At 62.9% G+C, this 18,473-nt stretch carries 21 protein-coding genes and 1 tRNA gene; 10 read left to right on the plus strand and 12 right to left on the minus strand.

Going from position 1 to position 18,473, the window contains the following annotated elements:
* Positions 1 to 2: 2 nt before the first annotated feature.
* The 3 genes from kce to RFM98_RS27700 all read right to left on the minus strand — a co-directional run bounded on the left by kce (position 3) and on the right by RFM98_RS27700 (position 1,877).
* Positions 3 to 935 (minus strand): 3,5-dioxohexanoate:acetyl-CoA acetone transferase, encoded by a 933-nt coding sequence (gene kce / locus RFM98_RS27690; RefSeq protein ID WP_320311748.1) that lies wholly within the window; start codon positions 933 to 935, stop codon positions 3 to 5.
* A gap of 107 nt (positions 936 to 1,042) precedes the next feature.
* Entirely contained in the window at positions 1,043 to 1,216 is a 174-nt protein-coding gene (locus RFM98_RS27695) for a hypothetical protein (protein WP_320311749.1), read from the minus strand.
* Between the two features lie 22 nt (positions 1,217 to 1,238).
* On the minus strand, positions 1,239 to 1,877 hold the full coding sequence (locus RFM98_RS27700) for an FMN-dependent NADH-azoreductase (RefSeq protein WP_320311750.1): 639 nt from the start codon (positions 1,875 to 1,877) through the stop codon (positions 1,239 to 1,241).
* A 128-nt stretch (positions 1,878 to 2,005) separates the two neighbouring features.
* On the opposite strand from RFM98_RS27700, the gene RFM98_RS27705 reads away from it, so the two are divergent.
* Positions 2,006 to 2,953 carry a LysR family transcriptional regulator gene (locus tag RFM98_RS27705; protein WP_320311751.1) on the plus strand — a complete coding sequence of 316 codons (948 nt, stop codon included), beginning with the start codon at positions 2,006 to 2,008 and terminating at the stop codon, positions 2,951 to 2,953.
* Here RFM98_RS27705 and RFM98_RS27710 read toward each other — a convergent pair.
* On the minus strand, positions 2,895 to 3,521 hold the full coding sequence (locus RFM98_RS27710; protein WP_320311752.1) for a TetR/AcrR family transcriptional regulator: 627 nt from the start codon (positions 3,519 to 3,521) through the stop codon (positions 2,895 to 2,897). The genes RFM98_RS27705 and RFM98_RS27710 overlap by 59 nt on opposite strands.
* Positions 3,522 to 3,586: 65 nt before the next feature.
* Between RFM98_RS27710 and RFM98_RS27715 the strand changes: the two genes are divergently transcribed.
* Complete coding sequence (locus tag RFM98_RS27715) at positions 3,587 to 4,012, plus strand: VOC family protein (protein WP_320311753.1); 426 nt, start codon at positions 3,587 to 3,589, stop codon at positions 4,010 to 4,012.
* Positions 4,013 to 4,253: 241 nt separating this feature from the next.
* Here the strand turns inward: RFM98_RS27715 and RFM98_RS27720 are convergent, their stop codons facing one another.
* On the minus strand, positions 4,254 to 5,201 hold the full coding sequence (locus RFM98_RS27720) for a S1C family serine protease (protein ID WP_320311754.1): 948 nt from the start codon (positions 5,199 to 5,201) through the stop codon (positions 4,254 to 4,256).
* Between the two features lie 217 nt (positions 5,202 to 5,418).
* Between RFM98_RS27720 and RFM98_RS27725 the strand changes: the two genes are divergently transcribed.
* The gene (locus RFM98_RS27725; RefSeq protein WP_320311755.1) at positions 5,419 to 6,294 is read left to right on the plus strand and encodes a S1C family serine protease; all 876 of its coding nucleotides are present in this window, start codon (positions 5,419 to 5,421) and stop codon (positions 6,292 to 6,294) included.
* A gap of 8 nt (positions 6,295 to 6,302) precedes the next feature.
* Positions 6,303 to 6,950, plus strand: coding sequence for a helix-turn-helix transcriptional regulator (locus RFM98_RS27730; RefSeq protein WP_320311756.1), 648 nt, complete (start codon positions 6,303 to 6,305; stop codon positions 6,948 to 6,950).
* 4 nt (positions 6,951 to 6,954) lie between these two features.
* Here the strand turns inward: RFM98_RS27730 and RFM98_RS27735 are convergent, their stop codons facing one another.
* Together RFM98_RS27735 and RFM98_RS27740 are read right to left on the minus strand one after the other, a co-directional pair.
* On the minus strand, positions 6,955 to 7,344 hold the full coding sequence (locus tag RFM98_RS27735) for a type II toxin-antitoxin system VapC family toxin (RefSeq protein WP_320311757.1): 390 nt from the start codon (positions 7,342 to 7,344) through the stop codon (positions 6,955 to 6,957).
* Positions 7,341 to 7,607 (minus strand): type II toxin-antitoxin system VapB family antitoxin, encoded by a 267-nt coding sequence (locus RFM98_RS27740; RefSeq protein ID WP_320311758.1) that lies wholly within the window; start codon positions 7,605 to 7,607, stop codon positions 7,341 to 7,343. Before RFM98_RS27740 ends, RFM98_RS27735 begins: the two co-directional genes overlap by 4 nt.
* A 161-nt stretch (positions 7,608 to 7,768) precedes the next feature.
* Between RFM98_RS27740 and RFM98_RS27745 the strand changes: the two genes are divergently transcribed.
* Positions 7,769 to 8,635, plus strand: coding sequence for an SDR family oxidoreductase (locus tag RFM98_RS27745; protein WP_320311759.1), 867 nt, complete (start codon positions 7,769 to 7,771; stop codon positions 8,633 to 8,635).
* 6 nt (positions 8,636 to 8,641) lie between these two features.
* On the opposite strand, the gene RFM98_RS27750 is transcribed toward RFM98_RS27745, so the two are convergent.
* From RFM98_RS27750 to RFM98_RS27760, 3 genes are all read right to left on the minus strand, one after another.
* Complete coding sequence (locus RFM98_RS27750; protein ID WP_320311760.1) at positions 8,642 to 8,749, minus strand: type II toxin-antitoxin system ParD family antitoxin; 108 nt, start codon at positions 8,747 to 8,749, stop codon at positions 8,642 to 8,644.
* On the minus strand, positions 8,709 to 9,284 hold the full coding sequence (locus tag RFM98_RS27755; RefSeq protein ID WP_320311761.1) for a TIGR00645 family protein: 576 nt from the start codon (positions 9,282 to 9,284) through the stop codon (positions 8,709 to 8,711). The genes RFM98_RS27750 and RFM98_RS27755 overlap by 41 nt, the downstream gene beginning before the upstream one ends.
* A 301-nt stretch (positions 9,285 to 9,585) precedes the next feature.
* Positions 9,586 to 11,832 carry an OmpA family protein gene (locus RFM98_RS27760; RefSeq protein WP_320311762.1) on the minus strand — a complete coding sequence of 749 codons (2,247 nt, stop codon included), beginning with the start codon at positions 11,830 to 11,832 and terminating at the stop codon, positions 9,586 to 9,588.
* A gap of 195 nt (positions 11,833 to 12,027) precedes the next feature.
* On the opposite strand from RFM98_RS27760, the gene RFM98_RS27765 reads away from it, so the two are divergent.
* Both RFM98_RS27765 and RFM98_RS27770 read left to right on the plus strand, forming a co-directional pair.
* Positions 12,028 to 12,474, plus strand: coding sequence for a YcgN family cysteine cluster protein (locus RFM98_RS27765; protein ID WP_320215673.1), 447 nt, complete (start codon positions 12,028 to 12,030; stop codon positions 12,472 to 12,474).
* A 237-nt stretch (positions 12,475 to 12,711) separates the two neighbouring features.
* Positions 12,712 to 13,086, plus strand: coding sequence for a hypothetical protein (locus RFM98_RS27770; RefSeq protein ID WP_320311763.1), 375 nt, complete (start codon positions 12,712 to 12,714; stop codon positions 13,084 to 13,086).
* A gap of 218 nt (positions 13,087 to 13,304) precedes the next feature.
* Here RFM98_RS27770 and RFM98_RS27775 read toward each other — a convergent pair whose 3' ends face one another.
* Positions 13,305 to 14,015: an SIMPL domain-containing protein gene (locus RFM98_RS27775; protein ID WP_320215629.1), complete on the minus strand. Its 711-nt coding sequence runs from the start codon at positions 14,013 to 14,015 to the stop codon at positions 13,305 to 13,307.
* Positions 14,016 to 14,241: 226 nt separating this feature from the next.
* Between RFM98_RS27775 and RFM98_RS27780 the strand changes: the two genes are divergently transcribed.
* Positions 14,242 to 14,317, plus strand: a tRNA-Ile gene (locus tag RFM98_RS27780).
* 555 nt (positions 14,318 to 14,872) lie between these two features.
* On the opposite strand, the gene RFM98_RS27785 is transcribed toward RFM98_RS27780, so the two are convergent.
* Positions 14,873 to 15,910, minus strand: a complete 1,038-nt coding sequence (locus RFM98_RS27785; protein ID WP_320311764.1) for a LacI family DNA-binding transcriptional regulator — start codon at positions 15,908 to 15,910, stop codon at positions 14,873 to 14,875.
* 287 nt (positions 15,911 to 16,197) lie between these two features.
* On the opposite strand from RFM98_RS27785, the gene RFM98_RS27790 reads away from it, so the two are divergent.
* Both RFM98_RS27790 and RFM98_RS27795 read left to right on the plus strand, forming a co-directional pair.
* Positions 16,198 to 17,217 (plus strand): sterol desaturase family protein, encoded by a 1,020-nt coding sequence (locus RFM98_RS27790; protein ID WP_320311765.1) that lies wholly within the window; start codon positions 16,198 to 16,200, stop codon positions 17,215 to 17,217.
* A 96-nt stretch (positions 17,218 to 17,313) separates the two neighbouring features.
* The gene (locus RFM98_RS27795) at positions 17,314 to 18,294 is read left to right on the plus strand and encodes a sugar ABC transporter substrate-binding protein (protein ID WP_320311766.1); all 981 of its coding nucleotides are present in this window, start codon (positions 17,314 to 17,316) and stop codon (positions 18,292 to 18,294) included.
* Positions 18,295 to 18,473 lie beyond the last annotated feature (179 nt).

Raw genomic sequence — 18,473 nt, forward strand, 5'->3', positions numbered from 1 at the left:
GATCAGAACGAGACCTTGTCGCCGCCCTTGAGCTGCAGGATCTGCCGCGCCTCGTCGGGCGTCGCGATCGAGGCGCCGAGGCCTTCGATGATCTGGCGCACCTTGGTCACCTGTTCGGCGCTGGAGCGGGCAAGCTTGCCCTTGCCGATCCACAGCGAGTCCTCCAGGCCGACCCGTACATTGCCGCCCAGCGCAATAGCCTGTGTGGCGATCGGCAATTGATGGCGGCCAGCGCCCAGCACCGACCAGTGATAGTCATTGCCGAACAGGCGATCAGCCGTGCGCTTCATGTGGGCGACGTCTTCTGGATGCGTGCCGATGCCGCCGAGGATGCCGAACACGCTCTGCACGAAAAACGGCACCTTCACCAGGCCACGCTCGACGAAATGCGCCAGCGTGTAGAGATGGCCGATGTCGTAGCACTCGATCTCGAAACGCGTGCCGTTGTCGGCGCAGGTGCGCAAGATGTGCTCGATGTCGCCAAAGGTGTTGCGGAAGATGCGGTCGCGCGACGATTCGAGATAGGGCCGCTCCCAGTCATGCTCGAAGGTCTTGAACCGCTCCAGCATCGGGAACAGCGCGAAATTCATCGACCCCATGTTGAGCGACGCCACCTCGGGCGCGAACACTTTCGCTGGCCTGACCCGCTCTTCCACGCTCATCGTCGCCGCGCCGCCGGTCGTGATGTTGACGACGCAGTTGGAGCGCTGTTTGATGACCTGCAGGAACGGGGCGAAGGCCTCGGTCGATTGATCGGGGCGTCCGTCGACCGGATTGCGTGCGTGAAGGTGGACGATCGCAGCTCCTGCCTCGGCCGCCTCGATGGCCGCGGTGGCGATCTCTTGCGCCGTCACCGGCAGATGCGGCGACATTGACGGCGTATGGATCGATCCTGTGACCGCGCAGGTGATGATGATCTTGTTCTGGTTTGCCACTTCGTTTTGCCTCGACCTTCGCTATTTGACCGCCCCTTGCGCGATGCCGGAAATGAAGAGTTTCGACAGCACGATATAGAGCAGCGTAATCGGCAGCGCCGCCAGTGTCAGCCCGGCGAACAGCACCCCAAGTCGGTGGTGAATTCGCCGACGAACACAGTCAGCCCCTGCGGCAGTGTCTTCAAATCGTCGGAGGTGATCAGGACCAGGGGAAAGAAAAAGTCGTTCCAGAACGACGACATGCAAAGAGGCAGGCGCCGATCGGCGCCTGCCTCTTTCATTCGTGAGACCAAAAGGCAGTGACTATGCAGCTGCAGCAATATGATCCGCATTGGCGGCGGCGATCGCGTCGACCTTGGCGGTGGCCTTGGCAAGCGCGGCCGTGATGGCATCGGCACCCATGCCGACGCCCTCGACGCGGATGACTTCGACATCGGTCATGCCGAGGAAGCCGAGCACGCTGCGCAGGTAGGGAACCGCATGGTCCATCTGCACCGCTGCGCCTTCCGAATAGATGCCGCCGGAAGCGAGTACGATATAGACCTTCTTACCGGTCACGAGACCCTTCGGGCCGCCTTCGCCATAAGCAAAGCTCTTGCCGGAGCGGGCGACATGGTCGACCCATGACTTCAACGTCGAGGAGATGTTGAAGTTGATGAAGCCGGTGGCGAGGATCACGGTGTCGGCGGCGAACAACTCATCGAGCACGGCATCGGAAACGCCCACGACCTCGGCCTGGCGCGGGGTACGGGCTTCGGCCGGCGTGTAGATGCCGGTGGCGTAGTCAGGGTCGATATGCGGCAGCGGATTGGCAACCAGATCACGCACGACAAGCGTGTTGGACGGATCGGCGGCGACCAGCTTCTGAGCAAGGTCGGTGGCGACGTGGGTCGAATGCGAAGCAGCGCCGCGCGGGCTGGACGTAACGAGAAGAATAGACATGGCGGTGTCCCCTTGGGGTTGGATTGAACGGAGTTGGATTGAACTTTCCTCGCCAATATGGGATTGCCGCCTTATCCATGAAACTGGTATAATATGTATATAATCCATCAACAAAATAGATGACATGCATGCAACCAAACCCGACCTTGGATCAACTCCAAATCCTGGTAGCGGTGGCCGACGCCGGCAGCTTCTCGGCAGCGGGGCGCAAGCTCAAACGGGCACAGTCGGTGGTGAGCTACGGCATCGCCAATCTCGAAGCGCAGCTCGGCCTGAGGCTGTTCGAGCGCGAGGGGGTGCGTGAACCGCAGCTGACCGATGTCGGCAAAGCGGTGCTTGAGGATGCAAGGCGCATGATCGGCGTCTTGCAGCGCATCCGCTCGCGCGCCGACGGCTACCGGCAAGGGCTGGAGGCGGAAGTGGCCGTGTCGGTCGACGTGGCGCTGCCCTCACCGGCGCTGGTGCGGGTGCTCAAGGCCTTCGAGGCACAATTTCCAGCGGTGATGCTGCGCCTCTATATCGGCTCGCTCGGCCTGATCGTCGATCAAGTCGTCAATGGCCAGTCGGACCTCGGCTTTGGCGGCCTGCAAGGCGATGCCGAGGTCAATCTACTGCGCATCGGCTTTACCTCGATGGTGCCGGCGGCGGCGCCTGACCATCCGCTGGCGAGGCTGCCGAAGCCGGTGGCGGTCGAGGATCTGCGCGAGCATATCCAGTTGGTCGTCTCCGATCAGTCGGAGCGCACGCGCGGCCGCGACTACGGCGTCTTTGCCTATCGCACGTGGCGGCTGACGGATGTGCGCACCAAGCACGCCTTGATGCGCGAAGGCCTCGGCTGGGGCGGGCTGCCGCGCTGGCTTATTGCCGACGACCTCGCCAGCGGCCGGCTGGTCGAGCTCGATCTGGAACCTTACCGCGAGGTGCGCTCGCCGCTTTATGCCATGTACCGCACCGACCGCAGCCCCAAACCGGCGGCGTCCTGGCTGATCGACGAATTCAAGCGGCAGCTCGGCCTCTTCAACGAGATGGAGCCCGGCGTGTGGACGGAGGAGGGGCCGGAGACAAGCCATCCATGAGCGCGATCAGCACGGCGCGGTAGTCCTCGCGGGACGCACCGGCCTCGATGGCAAGGGCGGCACGGTCGAAGGCGGCAGCCAGCAAAGCGGTCAGCGCGTCGACCGGCAGCCTGGTCATCGATTGCGCGCGCATCGCCGCGACAAGGCCCTCGCGCAGCGAACGGTTGCCGTGGCGGTTGTCGATCTCGTCCATGGTGGCGCGGCCGAGCACAGCCGGGCCGTCAAGCAGCAGAAGCCGCGTACGGCCGGCCTCGCCCATCGCCATAAGGTAGGCGTCCGAGCCGGCGATCAGCGCATCGCGGGCAGAAAGCGAGGATGGTGAGGCGCGGTCCACCTGCGCTGCCACGATCTCCGCTTCCTGCTCGACCACGGCGGCGAACAGCGCCTGTTTATCGGCGAAATGGTGGTAGAGTGCGCCGCGTGTCACTCCGGCCGCCGCGACGATCTCCGGCGTGCCCGTCTCGGCATAGGATTTTTCAGTGAACAGTCTTCGCGCAGCGCGGATCAGGTCGGCGCGCGTCGCCTCAGTGCGATCGCGATTGGAGCGGCGCCCGGATTCCATTTGCATACATGCAGCCTGTATGTTATCTCATTTACATACAAACTGTATGTTATGCGATGGGAGAAAGAAAGATGAAGACGACAAGCTATTATCCGGTGCTGATGACCGGCGATGTCGCGGGCACGGCGGCCTTTTATGTCGAGCATCTTCGCTTCAAATCGCTGTTTGAGAGCGACTGGTATGTGCATCTGCAGTCTGCCGAGGATCGCCGCGTCAATCTCGGCATCGTCCAGGGCGACCATGAGACGATCCCCGAAGAGGGACGCGGCCGCACTTCTGGGCTGCTGATCAATTTCGAGGTCCGCGATCCCGATGCGGTGTACGAACGCATTGTCTCGGCCGGCCTGCCGATTCTGTGTCCGCTGCGAGACGAGCCCTTCGGCCAGCGCCATTTCATCACCAAGGATCCGAACGGGGTGCTGATCGACATCATCAAGCCGATCCCGCTCAGCCCCGAATTTCAGGTGCAATTTGTCGACGGATCAACAGCCGGCTAGAGCATGACGCCGAAAAGTGTGAAGCGGTTTTCGGACGACATCATGCTCTGTCTCTTTGATTTAGAGACGGATTCAGATTTCAGGTCGATTCGACCTGAAATCATCCGGCTCTAGGCGACAGCCCGCTAGGCGACGGCCTAAAGCGCGTTGCGCTGAACCGGATTCAGGCGACGCGCTTTAAGTCTTTGTTTTGATGCATGTCGTTGTCCCATAACCGCTGCACACTTCTGGGCGACATGCATTAGCCGTTCCTGGCCACGGGCGTCACCGCCACCTGGCTGACGCCGGTGCGGCGCACGACGGTGCAAAGCGTCTCGCGACCGATGCGCTCGGCGACGAGCATGCGCACGAGATCGTCAACGCCGGTAACCGGCCGGCCGTCGATGGCGGCGATGATGTCGCCTTCCTTCAGTCCAGCCATCGCGGCGGGACCGTTCTTCTCGACGCTGCGCAGGCGCACTGCCGTGTTCGTGGTCACCTGCGACAACAGTGCCGCCCGGCGCGGCAGGTTGGTCGTGTCGGCCGAAATACCGATGAAGGCACGCCGCACGCGGCCGAAGCGGATGATCTCGGAGATGACGAAATTGGCGGTGTTGGAGGCAACTGCGAAGGCAATGCCTTGCGCGCCGTGGATCATGGCCGTGTTGACGCCGATCACTTCGCCCGCCGACGACACCAGCGGACCACCGGAATTGCCGGGATTGAGCGCGGCATCGGTCTGGATGACGTCGTCGATCAGCCGGCCGGTCGAGGCGCGCATCGAGCGGCCGAGCGCGGAGACGACGCCGGCGGTGACGGTCCACTCGAAGCCGAGCGGATTGCCGATCGCGATCGCGATCTGGCCGCGGCGCAGCCGCTTGGAATCGCCTAGCGGCGCGACATCGGTAAAGTTGCCGTCGGCGCGCACCAGCGCGATATCGGTGTCGGGATCGCGGCCAAGCACACGGCCTTCGCGAGTGGCGCCATCCGGCGTCGTGACGCGCACGGCGCGCGCATCGCCGACGACGTGGAAGTTGGTGACGACCAGTCCGTCCTGCGCAATGACGAAGCCGGAGCCATGGCCGCCGGCGCCGATGCGCTCGATGCGGCAGACGGCCGGGCCGATGCGATCGACGGCGTCGGCAACCGATGCGGAATAGGCATCGAGCAGGGCGTCGTCGGGTGGAAGTTTTTCGGCCGCTAAAGCCATCGGTGTGTTCCCATGTGGAATGATGTTTTTCCTAGGTGCGTGTCGTTGCCCCAAAACCGCGCAACACTTTTGGGCGACACGCACTATATGTGCGGAGCAGCCGCAGGCGCCGCGACCTGACCACATGGCCAGTCCGGCCTGCGACTAGCCGTCAGGCGAGTATCCGCGACGGCGCTACGGAGCGATATCTGGGTTACCGAACCCAGGAGATATTCTTATGAGCGACTTCAACCTGAGTGCTTTTTCCGAAGCCATTGCCGACGTAGCGGCTACCGCTGCTCCGGCGCTGGCGAGTTTTGCCACGCACCATCACCGCACCGCGAGCGCCTTCCACTGGCGCGACAGCTTCTTTGTCACCGCCGAGGAAGCGGTCGAGGCCGGCGAGGAGATCGAGCTGACACTGGCCTCGGGCGAGACCGTCAAGGCCGAACTCGTCGGGCGCGATCCTTCGACAGGCGTTGCTCTGCTGAAGCCGGCTTCCGCTTCCGCCGGTCTGCCGCAACTGGCGCAGGCCGGCGCTGCACGCCCCGGCAACCTGGCTATTGCCGTCGGCCACAGTGACGGCGCCGCGCTTGCGGTCTTTGGCACGGTCGGCGAGGTTGGGCCGGCCTGGCGGTCGATGCGCGGCGGCACGATCGACCGGCGCATCAACCTCGCTATCAACACCGGCGGGCGCTTCGAGGGCGGCCCGGTGCTCGACGCCAAGGGCGGCCTGATCGGCATGCTCTTGTTCGGACCGCGTAGGCGCGCGCTGGTGATGCCCTATGAGACCATCGAGCGAGCGGTGGCGACGCTGCGCGAGAAGGGGCATGTCGCGCGCGGCTATCTTGGCGCAGGGCTGCATCCGATCCGCAATGGCGAAACGAAAGGCGCCATGGTGATGAGCCTCGACGACAGTGGTCCGGCAAAGGCCGCCGGCCTGCATGTCGGCGATATCGTCGTCGCCTGGAACGGCGAGCCCGTGCATGGCCCGCGCGAGCTTATCCGCAAGCTCGGGCCGGACAGCGCCGGCACCACCGTGACGCTCGGTGTTTCGAGCGGCGGCGTGCAGCGCGACGTCTCGGTCACCATCGGCGAGAAGCCGCTGAGCTGAGAGGGCCGATGGCGAACAGCGCAGCGCAAACTATCGAGCGAACGCAGCCGGTAACCCACCGGCTGACGGTGCTGATCGCGCTTGGCGACGCCGCGCGCGCCGAGCAACTGACTGACGCGCTTGCGGCCAGCGACGATCTGCTGCCGACGCTGGCTGGAAGCAGCAACGGTCAGACAGCGGATGTCGCGGTGACCGACGAGACGGCATTGGCAAACCGCGCCATCGGCTCGACCACGCCTGTCGTTCTGCTCTCGCGGCGCGCCGGCAGCGAACAACTGCCCGCCAACGTGCTTGCCGTGTTGCCGACCTTGGCCGACGGCCTGCTGATTGCCGCCGCCTTGCGGTTGGCGGCGTCAGGCTATCGCGTTAGGCGGGCCGAGCCGTCGGAGGTCGCCTCTGATGGCGAATTCCACGGCGAACTGTCCGAGGAGGAGACGCCCGACGACAACCATCCGCGCCCGGCCTTGTCGCCGCGCGAGGCGGAAGTACTGGCACTTTTGGCCGAAGGCGCGCCGAACAAGGTGATCGCCCGACGGCTCAACATTTCGGTGCACACGGCGAAGTTCCATGTCGCCGCCATCCTGATCAAGCTCGGCGCCGCCAACCGGACCGACGCGATCGCGATTGCGATGCGACAAGGGCTGGTGCTGGTGTGATGCCTCAAATGGCCGCTTCGATATCGGTCTGGCGGAAATCATCGCCCTTGAACAGCAGCGGCATCGCTTCGAGCCGGGCAGTAGCATAAGAAATACAATCGCCAAAGTTCAACGCCGCGGGATGACGGCCTTTGCCGTAACGCAGGAACGCTTGGCGCGCGACGGCGGCATGCTCGGCGGTGAAGGCGATGGTTTCGATGGAGGCCTCGCGCAGGAAGGTGTCGAGCCGGTCCACGATTTCGTCCTGCCATCCGCCGGCGAGCACCATGCTCGTTTCGAGCAGGATTGGTGCAGCGATCAATCGTCTTCCGGCGTCAGCAATCGCCCGCACGAAACGGTCATGGCCAGGCTCTCGACGGAGAATCGCGACCAGGGCCGACGAGTCGATGATCATCGCGTCGGGATTCCAAGGTCGTCATAGCCAAGGATCTCATCCTCGGTCATCGCATTCTCCCGTTTCGGAATCTGCGCGGCGCTGTCCGAAATCGCCATAAGACGTTGGAAAAGATCGTTGCTTTCGTCTCGAGGCACCAGCCGCTCGCGCGCCACCTCACGCTCGAGGCTCTGGCGGATCGCTTCGGTCACGGACACGCGGCGGCGGCGGGCAAGTTCCCGCGCCAGTTGCTCGACTTCGAGGTTCTTGATCGACAGCGCCATTCTATATTCTACCTTTCTGTATAGAATATATACTCTACGCCGGGTTCGGCAAGGCGGCGAGGCTCCGCTGCGTCACCACGGACCATATGCGCGCGCCCTTGTGTCCGCGGGCCGGTGCGGGCAAGGATCGATCTCACCGAGGAAAGACAGGGAGGCGAAGAATGTCGCTCAACGGAAAGACGCTGTTCATCTCGGGCGGATCGCGCGGTATCGGGCTGGCGATCGCGCTGCGGGCTGCGCGTGACGGCGCCAATGTGACGATCGCGGCCAAGACCGCCGAGCCGCATCCGAAGCTGCCGGGTACGATCTACAGCGCTGCCGACGAGATCGAGCAGGCCGGCGGCAAGGCGCTGCCGGTGCTTTGCGACATACGCGACGAGGCTCAGGTCGCCGACGCGGTGGCCAAGACGGTCGACCGGTTCGGCGGCATCGACATCTGCGTCAACAATGCCAGCGCCATCCAGCTGACCGGCACGCTGGAGACCGACATGAAGCGCTACGATCTGATGCACCAGATCAACACGCGCGGCACGTTCCTGGTCTCCAAAATGTGCATCCCCCAGCTTAAGTTGGCAAAGAATCCTCATATCCTGAATCTGGCGCCGCCCCTCGACATGAAGGCCAAGTGGTTCAAGAACCACGTCGCCTACACCATGGCCAAGTTCGGCATGTCGATGTGCACGCTTGGCATGAGCGCCGAATTCGCTGGAGCTGGTATCGCGGTTAATTCGCTGTGGCCGATCTCGACTATCGATACGGCCGCGGTGCGCAATCTTCTGGGCGGCGCGACGGTAGCGGCGATGAGCCGCTCGCCCGACATCATGGCCGACGCTGCGCATGCGATCTTCATGCGCCCGTCGCGCGAGGCGACCGGCAATTTCTACATCGACGAAGAGGTGCTGCGAGCTGAAGGCGTTACGGACTTTTCGGTCTATGCGCCGGGCGCCAAGGGGGCGCTTGCGGGCGATTTCTTTGTTCCTGACGAGGTGTTCGCCAGAACTGAAACCAACATCAAAAACATCTACTGACTGGCGTCACGCGGACGTTTCTTCATTGCGATAAAAACACTCGAAATCGAACGGTTCTGGTTCACCCGACCGGTCACCCTCGTCGATCGCCTTGCGAAGCCGTTCGAGGCGCAACCGGTCCTCGGTCTCTTTTAAAGTCATCAGCCTTCTTTCCCTTGGCCAACGCCATCACGCGGTCGATATAGGCCAGCATCAGCGCCGAGACGACGAAGGCGAGATGGATGATGGTCAGCCACATCAGCTGGTCGGTCGTGTAGGACACCGAATTCAGGAACACCTGCAAAAGGTGGATGGAGGAGATCGCGACGATGGTCGAGGCGACCTTGACCTTCAGCGAGCCGACATCGATCGTTCCCAGCCAGTGGACCTCGCCGTCCTGCCCGTCGAAGCGGCTGACGAAATTCTCGTAGCCCGAGATGATCACCATCACCACCAGCGAGGCGACGAGGGCGGCGTCGATCAAGCCCAGCATCTTCAGGATCGTGTCGGTGTCGCCGAGCGTGAAGGCGCTCATCACGAACTCGTACAGCTTCTTGCCGAAAGAGAGCGCGTAGATGGCCAGCGCTACGCCGAGCCCGAGATAGAAGACGACCAGCAGCCAGCGTGAGGCCAGGATGACGGATTCGATGGCGAGTTCGAGACGCTTCATAAGGTGTTCCGGCAATTCTTGTCTGGTCGTATTTCGGTCAGACAGGACCGGTTTTCAAGACAAAAAAAGCCCCGCGGGAGAGGGACCCGGCGGGGCTCAATGTGTCCCGCTGGAGTCGGGACAGGGCAGGGAACGCCCTGCCTTGAATCTGGGTGTCGCAATGCGGCGATTCAATGAGCAGGGCGGGTCAGGCGGGACAATTCTTCTTGAGCCGGCAAGGAAAAAGGCCCGTCCGGAGCGGACGGGCCTTCATCTCACGCGGTGATTCCAAAAATCCGATCAGGATATTGAAATCATACGCTCATTGCTGACCGCTGTTGCTTGCCACCGGCGCCACCAGCGAGGTGATGCGGCGGATGGCGACACGGCGGTTCTCACGGTTCGGATCGGGCGTGTTCACCTTGAGATACTGCTCGCCATAGCCCTGCGTGGTGAGATTCTCGGCCGGGATGCCGAAAGCGTTGGTGAGTGCCTCGGCAACCGCTTCAGCGCGACGGTCCGACAGAGCGAGGTTCGCCTCCGGCGTGCCGACGGCGTCGGTATGGCCTTCGATCAGGAAGGTCTCCGCCGGGTTCTTCTTGAGCAGCTTCTCCATGGCGCTGGCGACGCCATCGAGCTTCTGCACCTCGGGATCGGATATCGTCGCCGAGCCGAAGTCGAAGTTCAGCGTGTCGAGATCGATGCGGCGGGCGATGTCGCGCACGCGGGCCGAGCGCTTGACCTCGTCGATCGAGTAGAGGCGCTGCACCCTTTCCACCGGCGGCTGCTCGAGGAAGGTGTAGTAGTCGTCATCGCTCTCGACATCCTCGGAATCGAGGATGTACTGCCGGCGCGGGATGTCCAGCCGCATCGGCGGCAGGTCGTCGCCCGGATCGCGCCATTCGTCGACATCATTGTAGTAGCGCTCGTCGACATAGCTCAGCACATATTCGTGGCCATCCGGCGTTATGCGCGATCGCCTGATGACGTCGCCATTGCGGTTGCGGATGGTGACGATCTGGATGCCGTTCTCACGCTCGACGGTTTCGCGGGTGCGGCCGCCCGAAAGATCCTCGTAGTAGACATCCCTGGCGCCGCGCGTGATGCGAGGAGCCTCGTTGCTTTCCACGAACGTCTGGTTGTTGAACTGGAGAATCACGCGGTCGCCGAGCTGCTTCACCACGTCCGCGCCCTGCGGCCGGCGGCGATCGCGCACAATCTCCTGGGGCGTGAGTTCGACGCGCTTGCCCTTCTCCTCGATAACAGGAGCGATCTTCTCGGGCGTGATCGCCTGCTGCGCCGACTTGTCGTCGGTGGGCGGCGGGCCCTGGTCGACGGGAGCCGGCTTCGGCGTCTGCTGGCCGCCTTGCTGTTCGGCCTGGTTGCCGCCTTGCTGGACCTGGCCATTCTCGTTCTGGCCGGCCGGCTGGCGGCCCTTGTGCCTGCGCAGGACGTCCTTCTGGCTGTCGAGGACAGGCGCTTCGTTCGGGTTGGCGGGAGCTTCGCCCTGCGCGGCATTGCCGCCATTGGCTGGCTGGTTGTTGTTGGCCGGCTGCTCGCCGGTTGCGGGTTGCTGCTCGCCGGTGAGGGGCTTGCGGCCAGTCTTTGTTTGCTCGCCAGTGGCAGGCTGCTCGCCGGTCGCAGGCTGTTCACCGGTCGCTGGCTGTTCACCGGTGACGGGCTGTTCGACAGTCGGCTTCTTGCCGCGCTTCTTCTTGTCCTGGGTCTGTTCGCCCTGGGCCGGCTGCTCGCCATTTTGCAGCGGCTCGGCCTGCGGCACAGGTTCACCCGCCGGCGCGGTCTTCTGAGCTGGCTCGTTCGCCGGTGCCTGTTCAGTCGGGGCGGTCCCGTTCTGCTGGTTCTGCCGGTGCTTCTTGCGGCCCTGGTTGCCCTGCTGCTGGTTGTCGTTGGCGGGAGCGGTCTGTTCGGTCGGCACAACCTGCTCGCCTGCCTGGCCGGCGGGCGCACCTTCGGTCTGCTGCTGATCGTGCTTGCGCTTCTTGCGGCCCTGGTTGCCCTGTTGCTGGTCGCCCTGTTGCTGGTCGCCGGCGGCCGGCGCGACCTGCTCCGCAGGCTGTTCGGCCGGTGCCGCTTCGATCTGCTGCTGGTTGCGCTTCTTCTTGCGCGGCTGCTGCTCGTCGGTTGCAGGCTGGCCGCCCTGGTCGGCGGGCGCGGCCTCGATCTGCTGCTGTTGGTCGCGTTTCTTGCGCGGCTTCAACTGCTCGGCCGGGGTAGCTTCCCCGGACTGGCCATTATCCATCTGCTGCTGCTCTTGCCGCTTCTTGCGCGGCTTCTGCTCGGTCTCGGCGGGCGCGGCTTGCTCGGCTGCCGGCGCCGGTTCGCTTTGCTGCTGCTGTTCGCGCTTCTTTTTCCGCGGCTGTTCCTGACCGCCCTGCGCGCATTCCTCGGCCGACTGGCCTTCGGCACAGGCGGCCTGCGCGAGGACGAGCGGTGCGCCGTGCAGGCTGCCAGAAGCGACACCCCCCTGCAACGGGTACGCGCCCAACGGCGCGGATGCCATAAGCAGGCCGATTGCAGTGCCCGCCAGAATCCGTGGTTGGCGTTTCATATCAATTTTCTCCTAGTGGGGTCCCATCCCTGCCCAAACTTTCATCAACCGCAATTGGTTCCGTCGGGCATTGGCGCCAGCCAAGGATGCCTGGCCGGCCTTTTGAAGGCAAATTCGTGTTTTTGTAATGTTGATACCGGGTCACTGTGACAGCAGTGCTTGACCGGAAGGCCGCGGAGGGCCAAATCCAGCGAAATGACAGCACCATTCTGGAAAACCAAGGCGCTTGAGGCGATGACCCCGGCCGAATGGGAATCGCTTTGCGACGGCTGCGGCAAATGCTGCCTGTCGAAGCTCGAGGACGAGGATACGGGCGAAATCTTCTGGACCAGCGTTGGCTGCCGGCTGTTCGATGCCGAAAACTGCCGCTGCTCGGACTATGCGAACCGCCTGGCGCGGGTGCCTGACTGCGTCGGGCTGACGCCGCAGAATGTGCGCACCATCACCTGGCTGCCAAAAACCTGCGCTTACCGGTTGGTCGCCGAAGGCCATGATCTCTATTGGTGGCACAGACTTGTTTCTGGAAGTGCCGAGACCGTGCACGAAGCCGGCATTTCAATCCGAGGCCGGGTGAAGGCCAAGGAAACCGACCTGGCCGAGCCGGACGACTATTTTGACTATATACTTGATGACGAACCCTGAGGGGCGCTTCTGACGAGGAACGACGAACCCTGATGGGCTCGCGTTTAGATGACAAACCTCGAACGGCTTGCAATGCATATTGATGACGAACCCTGACGTGTTCGCATCTTCTTGCCATATGAACCGGACATGAATGGCCGGTTCGCAGAAAGTTCAGACACAAAAAGGCATTCTCCAATCATTGGTTCGCCAATCATCACTGTGAGGGGCGAAAGCCCACAACAAGGAGACAAGACGATGTTCAACACGATCAAGACGGCAGCCCTTTCGGCCCTTGTCGGGCTTGGCACGCTCGCCGCCGTTCCGGCGCATGCGGACAGCCTCTATCTCGGTTTCGGGGACAGGCACGATCCGCGTTTCGGCGTTTATACCGGCGGTGACGATGACTATGGCCGCCGCGACTGGCGCCGCGACCGCGACTGGCGCCGCGATCGCGACTGGCGCGGCTGCTCGCCGGATCGCGCGCTCGACAAGGCCGAACGCATTGGCCTGCACCGCGCCCGCATCGTCGACATCAGCCGCCGCACGGTGAAGGTGGCCGGCCGTCAATATGGCGACCGCGTGGTGGTGGTCTTCGCCAACGAGCGCGGCTGTCCGATCATCTATCGCTGAGGCTTTGGATATGATCTTCAGCGAAGATCAATCCCAAAACAAAGATGAGCTGAAAGGACGATCCTCTGCGAGGATCGCCTGTAGGACATTGACCTTCTGCGAAGGTCAGCCTTAACTGGCGGAGCCCCTGAAAGTGAGGCGCGGCTCGAAAAAAGCCCCGGAGGATCGATCCTTCGGGGCTTTTTGTCGATGGCATGCCCCGCGACGCGGGCCGGACGTCACTTCAGCTCGAAGGTGACCGTGACCTGGACGTTGTAGGAATTCTCGCCAGCCTGCACCGGCACGGCCGAACGGGCGGCATCGAACGACTTGGCGGCCATCGGCATCGGCACCGGCGCGACGTTCTGGTCGGTGATCTCGAGCACCTTGCCCAGGCTGACGCCGGCCGCTTCGGCGAGCGTCTTTGCCTTCGCCATCGCGTCGGCGACGGCCTTCTTGCGCGCCTGGGTGATCGTTGCCTTCGGATCGTCGTTGGTGAAGATGATGCCGCCGCCCTGGTTGACGCCGAGCGACACCGCCTTGTCGAGGATCTCGCCTGTCTTGTCGACATCGCGCACGCGTACCGACAGCGTGTTGGTCACCTGATAGGCGACGAGCTCTGCCTCCTGGCTGCCGTCGGCCTTGTTGGTGTAGTTGTAGCGCGGATTGATCTGGATGCCCGCGGTCTGCAGGTCGCGCTCGGCGATGCCGGCGGATTTCATCGCAGCAATCACCGCGGCCATGGCGTCGTTGTTGGCGTCGAGCGCCTCACGCGCGCTCTTTGCCTCACGCATGACGCTGAGCGAAAGGATCGCCATGTCAGGCGCCACGGTCGCTTCGCCTTCGCCCGATACGATGATGCGGGGCGGGGGCTGGGTGTCGGCGGCGCTTGCCAGCGCAGGGAACGCCACCGCGGCAGCGAGCGCGATGGGCAAAAGATGTCTGGTCATGAAAACTCCTCGAAGTCTGCGGTCCGCAGCCCGGTGCCGCAATCTGCCTCGACCCCGAAAAAGGTGTCGATTCCCTGCAATGCGGCGCATGGGGCCTGGACCTGTTCACGCGCCTTATGGGCGCAAGCCGCTCTACGCAGCGAATATGGGCTGATTTTGACGGTTCCCGCCAGCGCTTTCGAAAGCCTTGTGCGAGACGGCGAAAAACACTAAGCCAGCCCGCGTGGGGCCTGTAGCTCAATGGTTAGAGCCGGCGGCTCATAACCGCTTGGTTGGGGGTTCGAGTCCCTCCGGGCCCACCAAAACCTTTCAATATCAATCACTTATGGTCAACTTCGTCCGGAAGTGGGCCAGTTCGCTTTGTTCTGCGCCGGACTCAGTTCATTGGTTCTGGCATGAACATGATCCGGACGATCTATGCCTGTCGCTATCTTTTACCTTGCCCCTGTTCGTCGATGAGGTTGCGCATAGCCCAGTTGTTTCAAGGCTGAAAAGACCACTGGACGATAGGGGCGGCAAAAGGCGGTAACGGCGTGCGATCGGGATGGTTTGGAGCGCTACATTGATAGGCCGCGGCTGTGAGTAAGCTGGTGTGAAAACAGCAACCGTGTCCCAATGGTCATTGCAGCTGTGTTATCTCGACTTGGAAGAAGGCTTCCGCCGAACCGTTATTTATGGCCGTCGTTCTCGCTGCGCCTGTTGAACGACGGCTTCGCGCCTGATGTCGGCCGTTTTCCGGCGTGTTGGACTTTGTCCAAGATCGGACGTCCGCGGAAAGCTATGCGTCGATGCCAGAAACGTCGTGCCCCATCTCGCCCCTGATATGAAGCTCCTAACGCCGTGCTGCAATCTTTACTCTAAATATTCTCCCGCGTGTATACCTCGAACGGCAAGATGGCGGTCAAATTGCCACCATCGTTCGGGGCGGAAACGGCGCGGACCATACCGGTCAGCGCTTCGATCGCTATTCGGGCGAGCGGGTGCGAGATGATGAAGGTCAGGGTGCCGTCGAGCAGCGCCGGGCGGGTCGACTCCATCAACTCATAGCCGACGACGACGATGCTGCCGGCGCGGCCGGTGGAGCGCAGGGCCGCGATGGTGCCGGTGATGCCACCACCGGCGACATAGAGGCCGGACAGATCCGGATTTTCGTTCAGCAGCCTCTCGGTCATCTCCTGTGCGATGGCGCTCGATTCGAAGGTCAGCAGCGGCTCCAGCAGCGTGAAATCAGGGGCGTGCTCGCGGAAATAGGAGCGGAAGCCGCTCTCGTTCATTTCCTGGCAGCGATAGCGGTGATTGCCGACAAGGATGCCGAGCTTGCCGGGCGCCTTGCAGACATGCTCGAACACCCAGGCTGCGGTGCGGCCGACCTTCCAGCCGTCCAGCCCGATGTAATGAACCTGACCCGTCGCCGAGATCTGCGAGATCAGCGCAAAGACCGGCACGTTGCGGGCCTGCAGCGCATCGACCGCCTGGGTGACAAGCGGATGAACGGCGGCGACGACGCCGACGGCGTCGCATTCAGCCCCGAGCGCCAGCAGGCGAGCTGCGACATTCTGCGGCGACAGGTCGTCAAGAAACTCGATTCGCAGCTCTATCTCGCAGTCGGGCATGGTCGGGGCCACCGCGCGCAGCGCCTCGGCGATGTTGCGGTAGAAGGCGCGGCCTGGCTGGTGCAGCAGGAAGCCAAAGCGGTAGTGCGGCCGGGCGGCCGCTATGCGGCTGCGCAGCGCGCCCATGCCGTAGAAGCCGATCTGCTCGGCTGCCAGCCTGACGCGCTCGCGCGTGCCCTGGCGGACGGCGCCGGCGCCGCTCAGCACGCGGTTGACGGTGGCCACCGAAACATTCGCCTCGGCGGCCACATCCCTGATCGTCGGCCGCTTGTTCTGATCCATTTCGTCTCATCCGCCTGTAGCAATTGATACGAAGATATCATTTATCGTGCCAAATTGATATAAATGGCACAATCAGTTTGGAACAAATATTCTATTCTTGATTCATTTTGGATCAAGATGTTTATCTCGTCAAAAGCAAGCAAGGCGGACGCACCGCCAGCCCAGGGAATAGCAGCAGCACAGCGCAGACGGGTTTCGCCCATCGCTCTCAGGCGGTGTGAGGCAGCGTACGCGCGTGCGGCCCGTCCCAAGGCGTCGCAGGTGCGGCATTGCGGGTGGAGGATTGCATGGACGATCTCAGATACGGCGTGCGCGACAAGCGCGGCGACTGGAAGCCGAACGGACGCATCGAGGGAGCGCCGTTGTGGAACTGGCCGCCCAGGCTGCCGAAGATTCTGGCGTGGCTGCCCGGCTATATCTGGCCGTGGAATGCTTTCCACATGGCCACGGCGCTGCTCTACTGGTTCTATATCGTCCCGAGCGTCGAGACGATGAAGACGATCAGCTGGGGCTGGGCGCTGTGGCTCTACGCCGTCAACGCGGCGGCGATCCTCGTCTTCTACGGCATCTTCGAGCTGCGCTACTACATCAAGCGAACCCAGGCGACGCGGTTCAAGTACAACCACAAATTCCCTGCCGACGCGCCCTCCGACGTGTTCTGGTTCCAGAGCCAGAACCTCGACAACTTCCTGCGCTCGTTCTTCATCACCATTCCGCTATGGACGGTGGTCGAAGTCGTCTTCCTGTGGTGCTTTGCCAATGGCTACGTGCCGTGGGTCGGCTGGCAAGATCACCCGGTCTACCTCGCCGCACTTGTGCTGGTCGCGCCGGCCATCCACGAGGTGCATTTCTTCTTCATCCATCGCCTGATCCACTGGGGCCCGCTCTATCGCTGGATCCATTCGGTCCACCACAACTCGATCAACCCGTCGCCCTGGTCGTCGCTGTCGATGCATCCGGTGGAAGGGTTTCTCTATCACGCGGTGGCCTTCTGGCACCTGGTTATCCCGTCCAATCCGATCGTCGCGCTGTTCCAACTGCATGTCGCCGGCTTCGGCGCCGTCAATGGCCATCTCGGCTTCGACAAGCTCGAGGTGAGCGAGGACACGGCCGTCGATAGCCACGCCTACACACACTACCTGCACCACAAATTTTTCGAGGTGAACTATGGCGGTGACGGGCTGATCCCGCTCGATCGATGGTTCGGCACCTGGCACGACGGCACCAAGCAAGGCGACGCCATGATGGACGCCCGCTTCCAGAAAAAGAAGGAACGTATGAACGCCAAGGCCGCGGCGAACCATTGATCAAGCGACGCAACGCGCAACGGGAGAGGTGCGCGCCTGCGGATGAATTCGATTTTTTCTAAACCCGTCTGACGACGGCAACCGGGAGGAAATGAAATGAGAACGATCACGAAACTGTTGACGGCGATCATGCTTGCGGGCGTGGCGGCGACATCGGCCACGGCAGCCATGGCCGATGGCGCGAAGATCTTCGTCATCGGCGGTAAGGCGGACGACCCGTTCTGGTCGAAGGTCAAGAAGGGCGCCGACGATGCCGGCAAGGTCGCCGAACTGACCGGCGGCTCTGTCACCTGGCTCGGCCCGCAGAACTACGACAATCTCGGGCCGGACGCGGCCAAGCTGATCCGCACCGCGCTCAGCCAGAAGCCGAGCGCCATTGTCGGTCCCGACTGGGTGCCCGAGGCCATGGACGATGCTTTCAAGGAAGTCGTTGCGGCAGGCGTGCCGCTCATCATCTACAATTCCGGCGGCATGGACGCGGCCAAGCGGCTCGGTGCCATGAACTATGTCGGCAATGAAGAATACGCCGCTGGCCTGGGCGGCGGCACCTATTACGGCAGCCATGGTTCCAAGAACGTGCTGTGCGTCAACACTTTGCCGGGCGCCACCAACACCGAAGACCGCTGCAAGGGCATTGCCGACGCCATCGCCAAGAGCGGCGGCAAATCGAGCCAGTTGCCGCTGCCGTCGTCGAGCTTCGGCAACCCGACAGCAGTCGCAGAAGCGATCAAGGCCGCCGTGCTGAAGGACAACACCATCGACGGTGTCATCACCATCAGCGCCGGCGACGCCAACAGTGCCGCCAACGCCATCAGCCAGGCCAATGCCGGTGAAAAGGTCAAGCTCGCTTCGTTCGACATGGACGAGACCGGCCTGCAGCGCATCAAGGCTGGCACGCAGATGTTCGCTGTCGACCAGCAGCCTTATCTGCAGGGCTTTCTTGCGGTGTCGCTGCTGAACGGCTTCGTCAACTATGGGCTCGACCTGCCGACCAAGCCGGTGCTGACCGGACCGGGGATCGTCGACGCCGCCAATGTCGATGCGACGATGGCTGGTGCCGCGGCCGGCGCTCGATAACGCTACGCCTCACCATCTCCCCTTGTGGGAGAAGGTGGATCGGCGCGCAGCGCCGAGACCGATGAGGGGTGCGTGACGGGATCGCCGTCCTTGCCAAGCTGGAACGCCCCTCATCCGTCGCCTGCGGCACACCTTCCTCCACAAGGGGAGAAGGGGAGCCATATTTCAAGCCACAACGC

It is taken from the genome of Mesorhizobium australafricanum, assembly GCF_033977265.1.
GTDB lineage: Bacteria > Pseudomonadota > Alphaproteobacteria > Rhizobiales > Rhizobiaceae > Mesorhizobium > Mesorhizobium australafricanum.